The sequence below is a fragment of the Caballeronia sp. genome, from assembly GCF_028292365.1.
In the GTDB taxonomy this organism is placed as follows: Bacteria; Pseudomonadota; Gammaproteobacteria; order Burkholderiales; family Burkholderiaceae; genus Caballeronia.
Genome location: NZ_JAQGMM010000133.1, coordinates 42,341 through 55,251, shown reverse-complemented (window position 1 = coordinate 55,251; position 12,911 = coordinate 42,341). Strand labels below are relative to the sequence as shown.

Annotated in this window: 13 protein-coding genes and 1 pseudogene; 7 read left to right on the top strand and 7 right to left on the bottom strand. The window is 61.4% G+C overall.

From position 1 onward, the window contains the following. Positions 1-152 (top strand): annotated as a pseudogene (locus tag JWR14_RS08300) (ABC transporter ATP-binding protein); the annotation flags it as partial. A gap of 67 nt (positions 153-219) precedes the next feature. On the opposite strand, the gene JWR14_RS08295 reads toward JWR14_RS08300, so the two are convergent. The 3 genes from JWR14_RS08295 to JWR14_RS08285 form a co-directional block, all read right to left on the bottom strand. After that, complete coding sequence (locus JWR14_RS08295; RefSeq protein ID WP_299704330.1) at positions 220-642, bottom strand: GNAT family acetyltransferase; 423 nt, start codon at positions 640-642, stop codon at positions 220-222. After that, positions 639-1,823 carry an acetylornithine transaminase gene (locus JWR14_RS08290; RefSeq protein WP_299704327.1) on the bottom strand — a complete coding sequence of 395 codons (1,185 nt, stop codon included), beginning with the start codon at positions 1,821-1,823 and terminating at the stop codon, positions 639-641. Before JWR14_RS08290 ends, JWR14_RS08295 begins: the two co-directional genes overlap by 4 nt. 308 nt (positions 1,824-2,131) lie before the next feature. Then, positions 2,132-3,163: a CDP-6-deoxy-delta-3,4-glucoseen reductase gene (locus tag JWR14_RS08285; protein WP_299704325.1), complete on the bottom strand. Its 1,032-nt coding sequence runs from the start codon at positions 3,161-3,163 to the stop codon at positions 2,132-2,134. 59 nt (positions 3,164-3,222) lie between these two features. Here JWR14_RS08285 and JWR14_RS08280 point away from each other — a divergent pair, with 59 nt between their 5' ends. Next, a complete protein-coding gene (locus JWR14_RS08280) occupies positions 3,223-4,347 on the top strand; it encodes an NAD-dependent epimerase/dehydratase family protein (protein ID WP_299704322.1) in 1,125 nt (374 codons plus the stop codon). Here JWR14_RS08280 and JWR14_RS08275 read toward each other — a convergent pair. From JWR14_RS08275 to JWR14_RS08265, 3 genes are all read right to left on the bottom strand, one after another. Then, complete coding sequence (locus JWR14_RS08275; RefSeq protein ID WP_031359874.1) at positions 4,313-4,489, bottom strand: hypothetical protein; 177 nt, start codon at positions 4,487-4,489, stop codon at positions 4,313-4,315. The two genes, JWR14_RS08280 and JWR14_RS08275, sit on opposite strands and share 35 nt — an antisense overlap. A gap of 133 nt (positions 4,490-4,622) precedes the next feature. Next, complete coding sequence (locus JWR14_RS08270) at positions 4,623-5,492, bottom strand: alpha/beta hydrolase (RefSeq protein WP_299704317.1); 870 nt, start codon at positions 5,490-5,492, stop codon at positions 4,623-4,625. A 159-nt stretch (positions 5,493-5,651) separates the two neighbouring features. Next, complete coding sequence (locus JWR14_RS08265; protein ID WP_299704314.1) at positions 5,652-6,365, bottom strand: 16S rRNA pseudouridine(516) synthase; 714 nt, start codon at positions 6,363-6,365, stop codon at positions 5,652-5,654. A gap of 368 nt (positions 6,366-6,733) precedes the next feature. Here JWR14_RS08265 and poxB point away from each other — a divergent pair, with 368 nt between their 5' ends. Together poxB and JWR14_RS08255 are read left to right on the top strand one after the other, a co-directional pair. Further along, positions 6,734-8,455 carry a ubiquinone-dependent pyruvate dehydrogenase gene (gene poxB, locus JWR14_RS08260; RefSeq protein WP_299704311.1) on the top strand — a complete coding sequence of 574 codons (1,722 nt, stop codon included), beginning with the start codon at positions 6,734-6,736 and terminating at the stop codon, positions 8,453-8,455. Between the two features lie 85 nt (positions 8,456-8,540). Further along, on the top strand, positions 8,541-8,834 hold the full coding sequence (locus tag JWR14_RS08255) for a hypothetical protein (protein WP_299704308.1): 294 nt from the start codon (positions 8,541-8,543) through the stop codon (positions 8,832-8,834). A 125-nt stretch (positions 8,835-8,959) separates the two neighbouring features. On the opposite strand, the gene JWR14_RS08250 is transcribed toward JWR14_RS08255, so the two are convergent. Then, positions 8,960-9,832: a LysR substrate-binding domain-containing protein gene (locus tag JWR14_RS08250; RefSeq protein WP_299704305.1), complete on the bottom strand. Its 873-nt coding sequence runs from the start codon at positions 9,830-9,832 to the stop codon at positions 8,960-8,962. Between the two features lie 75 nt (positions 9,833-9,907). On the opposite strand from JWR14_RS08250, the gene JWR14_RS08245 reads away from it, so the two are divergent. From JWR14_RS08245 to JWR14_RS08235, 3 genes are read left to right on the top strand one after another with little or no spacing between them, the layout of a single operon-like run. After that, on the top strand, positions 9,908-10,816 hold the full coding sequence (locus JWR14_RS08245) for a CoA ester lyase (RefSeq protein WP_299704302.1): 909 nt from the start codon (positions 9,908-9,910) through the stop codon (positions 10,814-10,816). Further along, on the top strand, positions 10,813-12,015 hold the full coding sequence (locus tag JWR14_RS08240; protein WP_299704299.1) for a CoA transferase: 1,203 nt from the start codon (positions 10,813-10,815) through the stop codon (positions 12,013-12,015). Before JWR14_RS08245 ends, JWR14_RS08240 begins: the two co-directional genes overlap by 4 nt. 33 nt (positions 12,016-12,048) lie before the next feature. After that, complete coding sequence (locus JWR14_RS08235) at positions 12,049-12,873, top strand: amidohydrolase family protein (protein WP_299704296.1); 825 nt, start codon at positions 12,049-12,051, stop codon at positions 12,871-12,873. The last annotated feature ends 38 nt before the right edge of the window (positions 12,874-12,911 follow it).

The window sequence follows — 12,911 nt, the reverse complement described above, 5'->3', positions numbered from 1 at the left end:
TGACGGTGCTGCTGGTTGAGCAGAACGCGCGGCTGGCGTTGCAGGCGGCGAATCGCGGGTATGTGATGGATTCGGGTCTGGTCACCATGTCGGGTGACGCGAAGACCATGCTGGATGATCCGAAGGTCAGGGCCGCTTACCTGGGTGAGTAATTGTGGATTGTTGAATGAAGAAGCCGCGTGCCTTTGAAGAAGGGCATGCGGCTTTTTTAACGCATGATCAAAGCCGCTTGCCGAAGCTCACTACTTCATCCATCTGATAACCGAGCTTCGCGTAAAACGCCTGCGTCTCAGGCTTGTTCGCCATGATTTGCAAATTCAGCTTCGGACATCCGATAGCAGCAAGCGCGCGTTCCGCGTGCTCGACCAGCGCGCGGGCATAACCGTTACCGCGTTGATCCTCGGCGACGGCGAGCGAATACATCCATCCGCGATGCCCGTCGTAACCCACCATCACCGTTCCGATCAGACGCTCTTCCAGCAAGCCGACGAAGAAAAACTCCGGCTGCATGGCGAGCTTGTTTCGAATCGATAACCGCGGATCACGCTGCGGTTTGCCGGGCGCGGCGTATTCCGGAAATGCTTGTGCCCAGAGCGCGAGCACGTCCTGCGTGTCGCGCTCATCGAAGACCCGGATAATCACAGCGCGTCCAGCACGGACCGCAGCATCGACATCATCTGGTCGATCTCGTCCTTCGTCACGTTCAGCGCAGGCATGAAGCGCAGCAGGTTCGGCCGCGCTGCATTCAGAAGCAAGCCGTCCGGTCCCATGTCGCGCGCCATGTCGACAATTTTCGGACCGTTGTCGTTATTGAGCAGCAACGCGCGCAGCAGACCTTCGCCACGTTCACCGTTAAAACCGCGCTCTTCCGACAGCTGCAACAACTGCGCCTTCAGGTACTCGCCACGCTCGCGCACGCCTTCGAGAAAACCCGGCGCGGTCAGTTGCGAAATCACCGAAAAACCCGCGGCCGTCATCAACGGATTACCGTTGTACGTGCCGCCCTGGTCACCGGGTTCGAAGCACGCTACTTCCTTCGTCGAGAGCAGCGCGGCCAGCGGCACGCCGCCGCCAATGCCCTTGCCGAGCGTCATGATGTCCGGCTCCACGCCCGACAATTCATACGCGAACAAAGTCCCGGCCCGACCGCAACCGCTTTGTACTTCATCGACGATCATCAGCAGGTTGTGTTTCTTCGTCAGCGCGCGCAAAGCCTGCATGAACTCGCGCGTGGCCGGGATCACGCCGCCTTCGCCCTGGATAGGTTCGAGCATGACGCCGACGGTTTTATCGGTGATGAGTTTTTCCACCGATGCGATGTCGTTCAGATCCGCTTTCGGGAAGCCCGGCACTTGCGGTGCATAGATGGTGTCCCAGCCCGGCTTCCCGCTGGCCGACATGGTCGCCAGAGTCCGGCCGTGGAAGCTGTGGTCGAAGGTGATGATCTCGTACGCGCCGCCCTTGAACTTCTTGCCCCACTTGCGCGCGAGCTTGATCGCGCCTTCGTTGGCTTCGGCGCCGCTGTTGGCGAAGAACACCTTGTCGAAGCAACTGTTCGCGGTCAGCAAGCCGGCGAGCTGAGCCATCGGCGCGTTGTAGAACGCCGGCGACGGGTTGATCAGCGTGCGAGCCTGTTTGTCCATGGCTTCGATCATGCCGTCGTTGCAATGACCCAGACTATTCACCGCCCAGCCCTGGATGAAGTCGAGGTATCGCTTCTCGTTGTTGTCGTAGAGCCAGGAACCCTTGCCGTGCGTGAACACGATCTCAGGACGGTTCGTGATGAACATCAGCGATTCGACGGGATACTCTTGGAAATTCATGACGGCGGGCTCCACGAAAACAGCAAGTAAAAAAAGTGGCGAGATAAAAAACCGAACCAACAATGCAAAAAGCCACGGAATTCCGTGGCTTCATAGTGGCGAAGTGTGCGCTGGTTCGAAAACTCAAGCGCCAATCCGTGACGAGCCAGCGGCATCCCTAAGGGAGCGGCGAGCGGCGTCGAAGAGTGGCGTAAATTTTGAGCATTCGCGAAGAATACGATACGAAGTTCCTGCGTGTAAACCATGGCGGTCCGATTTTTTGTCGAGCCGCCACACTCGCAGGCTTTAGTGCGGCTAAACCGGCGAGCTTAAACCGGATTGGCGAGATCCGCCGCGCTGGTGAACGAATCGGCGTAGAACTCGTCCTCAGGCAAACGGTGATGACTCGTGAAATCACGCTGCGCGGATTCCACCATCACCGGTGCGCCACACGCGTACACCTGATACGCGCTCAAGTCTGGCAGATCTTCAATGACAGCACGATGAACGAAGCCCGTGCGGCCGGTCCAGGCGTCGGTCGCATCGGGTTCTGACAGCACCGGCACGAACGAAAAGTTAGGCACGTCCTTCGCCCACTGTTCAGCCATGTCCATCATGTACAGGTCCTGCTTGCGGCGGCCGCCCCAGTAGAGCGTCATCGGCCGGTTCAAATTTTTGAACACAGCATGTTCAATGATCGCCTTGATGGGTGCGAAGCCCGTGCCGGAAGCGAGCAGCACGATGGGCTTCTCTGAATCCTCACGCAGGAAGAACGTGCCGAGGGGGCCTTCGAAGCGCAGGATGTCGCGCTCTTTCATGGGGCCGAACACGTGGTCCGTGAAGGTGCCGCCGGGCATATGGCGAACGTGCAGTTCGATCGGGCCTTCGTGGTGCGGCGGGCTCGCCATCGAATAGCTGCGGCGCTTGCCGTCCTTCAGGATGAATTCGATGTACTGGCCGGCCAGGTATTGCAGCCGTTCGTTGGCCGGCAATTGCAGCTTCAGTTCAATGACGTCGGCTGCTTTGCGGTCCAGCGCGTTCACGCGACAAGGCAGCTTCTTGACCTGGATGTCGCCTACTCCTGCCACTTCGCGTATGTCGACCGTCAGGTCGCCCTTCGCGGTTGCGCAGCACAGCAGTGCCATGCCGCGGGTTTTTTCGTCGTTGGACAACGCCGACGACGAATGCGGCGCCTGCTCGACTTCGCCGGAGACGACCGTGCCCTTGCATGAACCACAGGCTCCGTTCTTGCAGCCGTAGGGAAGACCAATGCCCTGACGCAGGGCGGCGAGCAGCACCGCTTCGTCGGGTTCTACCTGAAACTGCCGGCCGCTTTGCCGGAGCGTAACGTTGAAAGCCATAGATCCTGGATGAGTTGAATGAAACAAATGCAAAAGCTGTCGCGGCTACAATCGACAGCATGATCGCCACTCGAAAACTACGCCGCGCGCGTGTGCTGATTGCCGGTTGCGGCGATGTCGGCCTGCGTTGCGTGCCGCTTCTCGTACGCCGTGCTGCCGCGCCTCGCGTGATCGCACTTTCAAGTCAACCGGCGCGCGCCGCCGAACTGCGCGCAGCCGGCACAACACCGTTGATCGGCAACCTGGACGAGCGCCGCAGCCTGCGACGGCTGGCCGGTCTTGCGTCCACGGTGCTGCATCTTGCGCCCCCCCAGAAAACCGGCGACGACGACAGCAGGACCCGCGCGCTGATTGCCGCGTTGAGTGCGCCGCGACGGTCCGTTGCGCGCGAAGCGACCAGCGCTGTGGCCCGTCAGCGAGCGTGGCGCGGATGGTTTCGCGCAACCTTCAAAAGCAGCATGGCAGCGGCCATCAAAATGCACGCCAAGCCCATAAAAAGTGCGTCTATTGTACCCGACCGGGTTTGGGGCGCCGCCGCGCGCCGGGCGCGGATCCGCCTGATTTATGCGAGCACGTCCGGGGTTTACGGCGATTGTGGCGGGGCGCGGATCGATGAGACTCGCCCGGTCAGGCCGGACAACGCGCGAGCGAAACGAAGGGTATCGGCGGAAACGCAATTGCGAGCCGCCACGCGACGCGGTGTGCTGAGTGCATCGATCATGCGAATTCCCGGGATCTACGCCGGCAACCGCCTGCCGTTGGCACGGCTGCAGAAGGGGACGCCGGCACTGGCGCCGGCCGACGATGTCTACACCAACCATATCCACGCCGACGATCTGGCCGCCATTCTCGTGCTCGCGATCCGGCGGGCGCGGCCGCAGCGCGTGGTGCATGCCTCGGACGATAGCGACTTGCGCATGGGCGATTATTTCGACCTGGTTGCCGATAAGCTCGGCTTGCCGCGCGCTCCCCGTGTTTCGCGCGAGCAGGCAGAGGCGCAACTCGAGCCGATGATGCTCTCGTTCATGCGTGAATCGCGACGTCTGCAGAACACCCGGCTGCGAGACGAAATGCGTTACGCGCTGCGTTATCCGAGCATCGACGACTTCCTGCGCGACTTTTCGCGCAAGGAGGACGTTCGTCCGGACGTCACATCAGAACCGGTAGCGTCTCCAGCAGGATGAAGCACAGCAAGGCCCCGATCAGCGCACCAATCAGGTTGGGCTGATAGCGATGGCGCAGATGCATCGTCACCAGCAATCCGACGATAAACAACACGCTGATCGCCACGAACGCAATCATTGCAATGGTCATGTGAGCGGCCATGGTGGCCCTCCTGCTTCTTTTAATAGTCGTGAAATCAGTATAGATTTCCGTCGTAAGAAAGGCATGCTGCAGTGCGGCGCCAGCGTATTGTGTTAACACCTATTGAATAGGTGCATTCAGCCTGAAAACTCGCTTATCGCGAGTCAATAAACGACGATAGATCCGCGAGCACCGTCGAGCTTCCCCGCAACGGCAACGCTAGCGCCGAGACAATACGAATATGGCCGAAACCGTCGTAATGTTTCACTTCCACCGAGTCGCCATGTTTGCGCAACATGACCGCCAGACGGTCGGTGTTGCCGGGATCGACAACGGTGTCGTTCGTGCCGGCCGCGAGGAACATCGGCGGCTCGTGGCCCGTGACGTAATTGATCGGCTGGCTCTCGGCGCGCGTGCCTGCCGGAAAGACATCGAATAGCGTGCGATCCGTGAGCGGCAGGAAATCGTAAGGTCCAGCCAGGCCGATCACCCCGCGCAAGTCGGCTTTCGACATCGATTGCGAAGCGAGATATCGCGGATCGGTCGCGATCAGCGCGGCAAGATGAGCGCCTGCTGAATGACCCATTACAAAAAGCCGCGACGGATCGCCGCCGAATTCATGCGCGTGATCGCGAGTCCAGCGCGCCGCGGCCGCAGCATCGTTAACAAAACCAGGAAACGCTGTTTCCGGATAGGTGCGGTAGTCCGGCAGTACCGCCACGTAGCCGCGCGACGTCAAGGCCTGTGCGACAAACAGATAATTCGCACGATCGCCGGTCTGCCAGCTCCCGCCGTAGAAAAACACGACGACCGGGCGCGGTTGAGTACTTGCCGCGGCGGCGGGTACGTAGACATCGAGTACCTGACGCGGATCGCTTCCGTACGCAATACCTGATGATTTCCTGTAGCCACTCGACGGAATGGTCGCGTTCAAAAGTTTGACGGGACTACACGCGGCGAGCGCCGCAGCGCCAAGACTGGCAAGACCGAATGTCACGATGCGGCGTTTTTGTTGTGCGGGCATAAATGTCGAAAAGCAAGGGGATGCCACGTCGGGGGATACCACTTCTACGCTCGCAACACCCGGATGGATGCAGCGCGCCGAGTCGGCCTGCGGGAGAGGTTAAACCGGCCGCGATCGCGACTCAGCGCGCTGTCGCACGAATATGACACACGACGCGCGTCAGCCTTGCCGGAGCATTGCGAGGTCTGCATCGTCAAGCCAGCGCCATTGGCCTTCGGCCAGCTCATCGGAGAGAGCCAAGCCGCCAATACGCTCCCGATGCAAGTTCTCCACACGGTTTCCCGCCGCTGCAACCATCCGCTTCACCTGGTGGTATTTGCCTTCGAGCACCGAGAGCTCGAGCTGCCGCTCGTCGCGCTGTTCAGCGCTGACTGCTGCAACGGGTTGTGATTCGCCATGCAGAAAGACGCCGTTGCGAAGAGCCGAGAGTTGAGCATCGTCCAGCGGATGGCGCGTGGTCGCGAGATACACCTTCGGCACCTTGCGTTTCGGCGATGTGAACGCATGCACGAACGCGCCGTCATCGGAGAGGAGCAGAAGGCCGGTCGTGTCCTGGTCCAGACGTCCCACGCATTGCACGCCACGCTCCGTTAATTGCGGCGGTATAAGGTGAAAGACGCTCAGGTGGTGCTGTGGCTCACGCGAACACTCGTAGCCCGGTGGTTTGTTCAGCGCCAGATACGCCTTTTCCCGATACCGCCATTCAGTGCCATCGACTTGAAACTCGAACGAGGGGAGCGCGTCAGACGCGATGTCGGTGGCGGCATTCGTGCAGGGCAAGCCAGCGATGGACACGCGGCCGTCCGCTACGAGCGCTCGGCATTGGCGGCGCGAGCCGAAGCCCTGTGTGAAGAGAATGCGTTCGAGATCCATCAGGGCGGTTCTTGGCTCAGGCGGGAAGAGGGGACGGACATTCTAGCAACCAGCATGCTTCTATCCCCTGCAACGACTGCCCGAGCAGCACCGGGCTTTACGTTGAGGCCGTCATGAACGAAAGCCGCCGTGGCTGCGTTGCAGGCCGACGCATCGACCCTCGGCCGCTGGCGTCGGCCTGTCGTCAGCCATTCGTAACACTCGTAAAGCGGGTCGATTAAGGTTTTTTCATATTTGATCCGCTCCATGACGTTTATGCTTTTCGCTTTGAGCCTGGTTTTGCGGTTTCACGCGTATGACGAAAGGATGCTGATGGCCTGGCCTCCGATCGATCACTCCGATTCCTCTTTCCACCCAAGGAGCAGGACATGGCAAGAAACACGGTTGCGGAATATTTGGCCAGGACGCTGGCGGCAGCGGGCGTCGAGCGCATCTGGGGGGTTACTGGCGACAGCCTGAACGGGCTTGCCTATAGCCTCGACCAGGTCGGCTCCATCCGCTGGATGCACACGCGCCACGAGGAAGTAGCCGCGTTCGCGGCAGGCGCCGATGCGGCATCGACGGGCAAGCTTGCCGTTTGCGCCGGCAGTTGCGGCCCGGGCAACCTGCACCTGATCAATGGCTTATACGACTGCCACCGTAACCAGCAGCCGGTGCTGGCGATTGCCGCGCATATTCCGTCGACGGAAATCGGGCTGGGCTATTTCCAGGAGACTCATCCAACCGCGCTGTTCAAGGAATGCAGCCACTACGTCGAACTGGTGTCGAGCGCCGCGCAATTTCCCCGCGTGCTCGCCCGCGCGATGCGCACGGCGATCGAAGAGCGCGGCGTCGCGGTGATCGTGCTGCCCGGCGATGTCGCGCTGAGCGACGCGCCCGCGGAAAAGCCAACTTGGTCCGCCACGGGACCGTCGACCATCCTGCCCTCGGAGATCGATATCGACAGGCTCGCGGCCATGCTGAACAGTTCGGACGCAGTGACGCTGATGTGCGGCAGCGGCACCGCGGGCGCGCACGACGAAGTGGTCGCGCTCGCGGACGCGCTCGGCGCACCGGTCGTCCACGCGATGCGCGGCAAGCAGTTCATCGAATGGGATAACCCGTACGACGTCGGCATGACCGGGCTGATCGGTTTCAGCTCCGGCTACCACGCGATGATGTCGTGCGACACGCTGCTGCTGCTCGGCTGCGATTTCCCCTACCGGCCGTTTTATCCCACCGACGCCAAGATCATCCAGGTCGACTGGCGCGGCTCGAAGCTCGGCGCGCGGGCGCCGCTCGCGCTCGGGCTGGTCGGCACGGTCAAGGAGACGATAGCGGCAGTGCTGCCGAAGCTCACGCGCAAGGCCGACCGGAAGTTCATCGATACCGCCCGCAAGCACTATGCAGAGGCGAGAAAGGGGCTCGATGAACTCGCCACGCCGTCAGGCCCGGGCAAGCCGATCCATCCGCAGTATCTGACGAAACTCGTTAACGAAGCCGCCGACGAAAACGCCATTTTTACCGCCGATGTCGGTACGCCGACCGTCTGGGCGGCGCGTTACCTCACGATGAACGGCAAACGCCAGCTTCACGGCTCGTTCAACCACGGTTCCATGGCAAACGCGATGCCCCAGGCGCTCGGCGCACAGGGCGCGAATCCGGGCCGGCAAGTGATCTCGCTTTCGGGCGACGGCGGTTTATCGATGCTGCTCGGCGACTTGCTCAGCGCCCGCCAACTCGATCTGCCGATCAAAGTGGTGGTTTATAACAACAGTCTGCTCGGCTTCGTTTCGATGGAGCTCAAGGCCGCCGGTTACCTGGATACCAACGTCGATCTGGCCAAAACCGACTTCGCGGCCATTGCCCAGGGGGCGGGCATTTTCAGCATCCGGGTGGAGGAGTCCGAGGACATCGCAGAGGCTCTGCAGAAGGCTTTCGCTTATCCCGGGCCGGCGCTCGTCGACGTGGTGACGTCAAAGCACGAGCTGGCGATGCCGCCCAAAGTGGAATTGGCGCAGGCGAAAGGCTTCAGCCTCTATATGTTGCGAGCGATCCTGAACGGCCGCGGCGACGAAATCGTGGAGCTCGCCAAGACCAATTTTCGCTAGGAATATTCTGAATTCGTTGAAATTCCATGCATTTCGAACAACAATGCGATGCTGCAATCGATTCACAACTCCAGGGAGATTGGTAATGAAGAAGTTCTCGCAAATTGCAATGGTTGGTGCGCTCGCTTTCGCGTTCGCAGGTGCGGCAATGGCTCAGGGTGCTGGTGGCGGCGGCGGTCCGAAAACGGACGAAAGCAAGCCGCCTGTCAGCCCGAAAGAACCCAAACCGCATCTGCCGCACTTCAAGCATAAGAAGGCTGCGTCTGGCGTAGGCGGTACGACGTTGCATCAGCAAGACAAGGCATCGCACCTGAAGGGCGCATCGGCTGCTGCAGCCGCTTCGGCCATGGGTACCAACGACAAGGGCCAACCGCAGTAAGCGGCAAGGTCTGGAGTGCGGCGCTTGGGGACTGCATGTTTCAAGCGCTACATACGGCGGCACGCGCAAGCTTGCCGCCGTATTGTTTTTGGGTGGCTTAAGCAACCCCGATACGTTCAACCCATTCAGCCGCGCACGCATTGCAGTGCGCAGTCCACCAGGCCGCGAATCAGCCGGTCACGCACCGACGCCCGTTTCCAGAGCACACCAAAGCGGCGCGGCTCCGACTCCATCGGCAAGCTGATCCGCGCGATGTTCAGGGCGCTGGTCATCGGCGAGGCGACATCGGGCGCAAGCGATACACCGAGTCCGCGATCCACCATCATCGCGATGGCCGCCAGCGAGCTTAGTTCGAAGCGCTCGTTCGGCACAATGCCCACGCGCCTCAGGTAACGCTCCGCTTCCTTACCGCCCGCTAGCGACCGGTCGTATCGGATCAGCGGCTCATGCGCGAGGAGATCATGCGCATCCCGCTTCGCCAGGCCCTGCGGCGCAATCACCACCAGCGGTTCCTCACGCAGCAGTTCCCACACGAAGGTTTTCGGCATCGCGAAGGCGGGATGCGTGCAGACGGCTGCATCGACATCGCCTTGCCGCAATGCTTCATACAATTCGTTCGATGTCCCCGACTGGATAAACACTTTCACATGCGGATGAGCGCTGACAAACCGCGCGAGGATATCCGGCAGCAGGCTATGCAACGCCGTATTGATCGTGCCGAGCCTGAGTTCACCGGTCGCGTATTCGTCGTTGGCGAGGATCTTCAGGTCGGCGAGTTCACGCAGCAAACCCCGCGACTGCGCGACTATCCGGCTGCCGGCAGGCGTGACCGACACCGTCCGGCCAGCGCGCGCAAGCAGTGGCGCACCGAATTCGCGCTCGAGCGTGCGGATCTGCTGCGCCACCGCAGCGGGCGTCAAATCGAGGCGGCGTGCGGCTTCGGCCATTGAACCGGTATCGACGACCAGCAGGAAGCTGGTCAGGAACGAGGTCTCCATGAAGATACTTTTAGTTGATTTTGAAGGCACATTCTATCGCTTTATCTTCATTGTGCCGATGTCTAGACTGGCGGCATGAAAAGCAAATTATTTGTTCCGGGCTCACGGCCCGAACTGTTCGCCAAAGCGCTGGCGAGCCAGGCAGACGCCCTTTCCTTTGATCTCGAAGACTCAGTGTCGGAGGCGCGCAAGGCCGAAGCGCGTGAGCATCTTCGCGATTTCCTTGCGCGAGCTTCGCCAGGTGTGGACCGGTTCGGCGGCAAGACGATCATCGTGCGTGTGAACGCCATCGATTCACCGCATTTCGAAGCCGATCTCGCCGCTGTCGTGCGGGCGGGCGTGCATCTGATCAACTTGCCGAAACCGCGCCACGCCGACGACGTACGGGCCGCCGCGAACGCGCTCGATGCCGCCGAACGCGCGAACGGCGTGACGGAGCCGATTGGCTTGCTGCTGAATATCGAATCGCCGGGTGCATTGCGGCGCGCGTTTGAACTGGCCACAGCGCATCCTCGTGTGAAGGGTTTGCAGCTTGGGCTGGGCGACTTGTTCGAGCCGTTGGGCATCGCGCGACGGGAAATCGCTGCCATCCAGCAAGCCATGTTCGCGTTGAGCATGGCGGCGGGCGAAGCGGGCGTGTTCGCCTACGACTCCGCGTTCGCCGATATCCGCGATCAGGCCGGTTTCCAGACGGAAGCGCAGCTCGCCCGCAGTCTTGGTTTTATCGGCAAGAGCTGCATTCATCCGAGTCAGGTCGCGCTCGCCAATGAAGTATTCCAGCCGACGCCCGATGAGATCGCCCACGCGCGACGGGTGGTCGAGGCGGCGGCAGAAGCCGATGCGGCCGGCCGGGGCGCGTATGTGGTCGACGGCAAGATGATCGACGGTCCATTCGTCGCGCGGGCTCGGGCGATCGTGGCACAGGCGGCGTTGAATGTGGCCTCTGGCGTGGCTTCAACGCAAGACCGGGAGCCGCAGCCATGAGCACGTCATCCCGCAGACCCGAAGGCGCACGCGGACCGCTGAGCGGCATTCGCGTGCTCGACTTGAGCGCGTATATCGCCGGGCCTTATGGGTGCAGCCTGCTCGCCGACCAGGGTGCCGAAGTCATCAAGATCGAGCCGCCCGCAGGCGATAACCTGCGCAAATATCCCTCGACGCTCGAGAGCGAAAGCCGCGCGTTTCTCGGCGTGAACCGCAGCAAGCTCGGCCTCGCGCTCGACCTGAAACAACCTGAAGGACTGGCCGCGCTGAAGACGCTGGTGGCAAACGCCGATGTCCTCGTGCACAACTTCCGGCCGAGCGTGCCGGCGCGGCTGGGTATCGATTATGAGCAGTTGAAAGCGCTCAATCCACGGCTCATTTACTGCGCCGTGACCGGTTATGGCGAGACCGGGCCGCTCAAGGACAAGGCCGGCTACGACCAGGTGCTACAGACCATGACCGGTATGTGCGCGATGCAAGGCAAGAGCGGCGGGCCGCCCGAGGTGCTGTACGGATCAGTGGTGGATTACTACGCGGCGGCGCTGGTGGCCGGTGGCGTGGCGTCGGCGCTGTTCGAGCGTGAGCGCAGTGGGGAAGGGCAATACGTGGGTGTGTCGCTGTTGCGCAGCGCGCTCACCATGCAGTCGGCGCGTCTCGTCTGGGCCGACAACGAACCCCGTGAAGTCGGCCGCGACATGCGTTCAGGCGGCATCACCGGCATTCATCCGACACGTGATGGGTACCTCTACATTTCCGCCAACACGCCGCACTTCTGGCAGGCGCTGTGCCGCAAGACGGGCCTCGATGCGCTCGCTGCCGATCCGCGTTTCGATACCGTCAGGAAACGCGCGCTTCACGTGAATGAAATCGTGCCGCAGCTTCACGCGGCATTGGCCGTGAAGAGCGCGCTGGAATGGGAAGCGCTGTTTGGCGAAGACGTGCCATGCGCGGCGGCGCGTACTGTCGAAGACATGTTTGACGACCCACAGGTGCTGGCCGAAGACATGATCGCAACGTATGAGCATCCGGTTGTGGGGCGATATCGCGGGCTCAAGCGTTCGATCCGGTTCGGCAGGACACCCGGTCCCGAACCGTTTGCCGCGCCCACGTTCGGACAGGATTCAGAGCAAGTGCTGAGCGAGCAGGGCATGTCGGGCGAGGACATTGAAGCGCTGCGGGCGAAGCGCGTGATTGAATAAAAGCACATAAAACCAGCAAGAAGGAGACACGTCATGCCCGCCATCACCCCGGCGCCACCGCTTGCCTGCGACGCACACATGCATGTCTACGATGCCCGCTTTCCGCACGACGGCAAGATGGTGAACAGCGCTACCGCCGATGATTATCGACGTGAGATTCAGGCGCGCATTGGCACGACACGCACGGTGGTCGTGACGCCGCGTATCTATGGCGTCGACAACCGCGTGACACTCGACGCCATCCAGCAACTCGGTGCCGACCATACGCGCGGCGTGGCCGTGCTGCGTCCTGATGTGACCGATGCTGAACTGGTCACGCTGCATACGGGCGGTATCCGCGGGATTCGCTTCACGCTGTACACGCCGGTGCAGGCGGTGGTCGGCTTCGAGATGGTGGAGTCGCTATCGCAGCGAGTGCATGAACTTGGCTGGCATGTCCAGTTGCATTGGACCGCGGCGCAGATCGTTGAACATGAGGCTTTGCTGAGACGCCTGCCTTCGAAGATCGTCTTCGATCACCTCGCGCGTTTGTCGTTACCCGAAGGTATTGATCATCCCGCGTTCGGCATCGTGCGCTCGCTGTTGGACACAGGCCGTGCGTGGCTGAAGTTGTCGGGTCCGTACCTCGATTCGCGCGTGGGCGAAGCGCAACGCTACAGCGATATGGACCCCACGGCGCATGCATGGGTCAACGCCGCACCTGAGCGGCTGGTGTGGGGCAGCGACTGGCCGCATACCACGGAAACCATCAAGCCCGACGATACCGCGCTGTTCGACCTGCTCTCGCATTGGGTGGAAAACCCCGCGCAACGCCGCGCGATTCTCGTCGATAACCCCGCCAAGTTATATGACTTCTGAAATGACTTCTGACACCGCTTGACGCTAAGACATCTAAC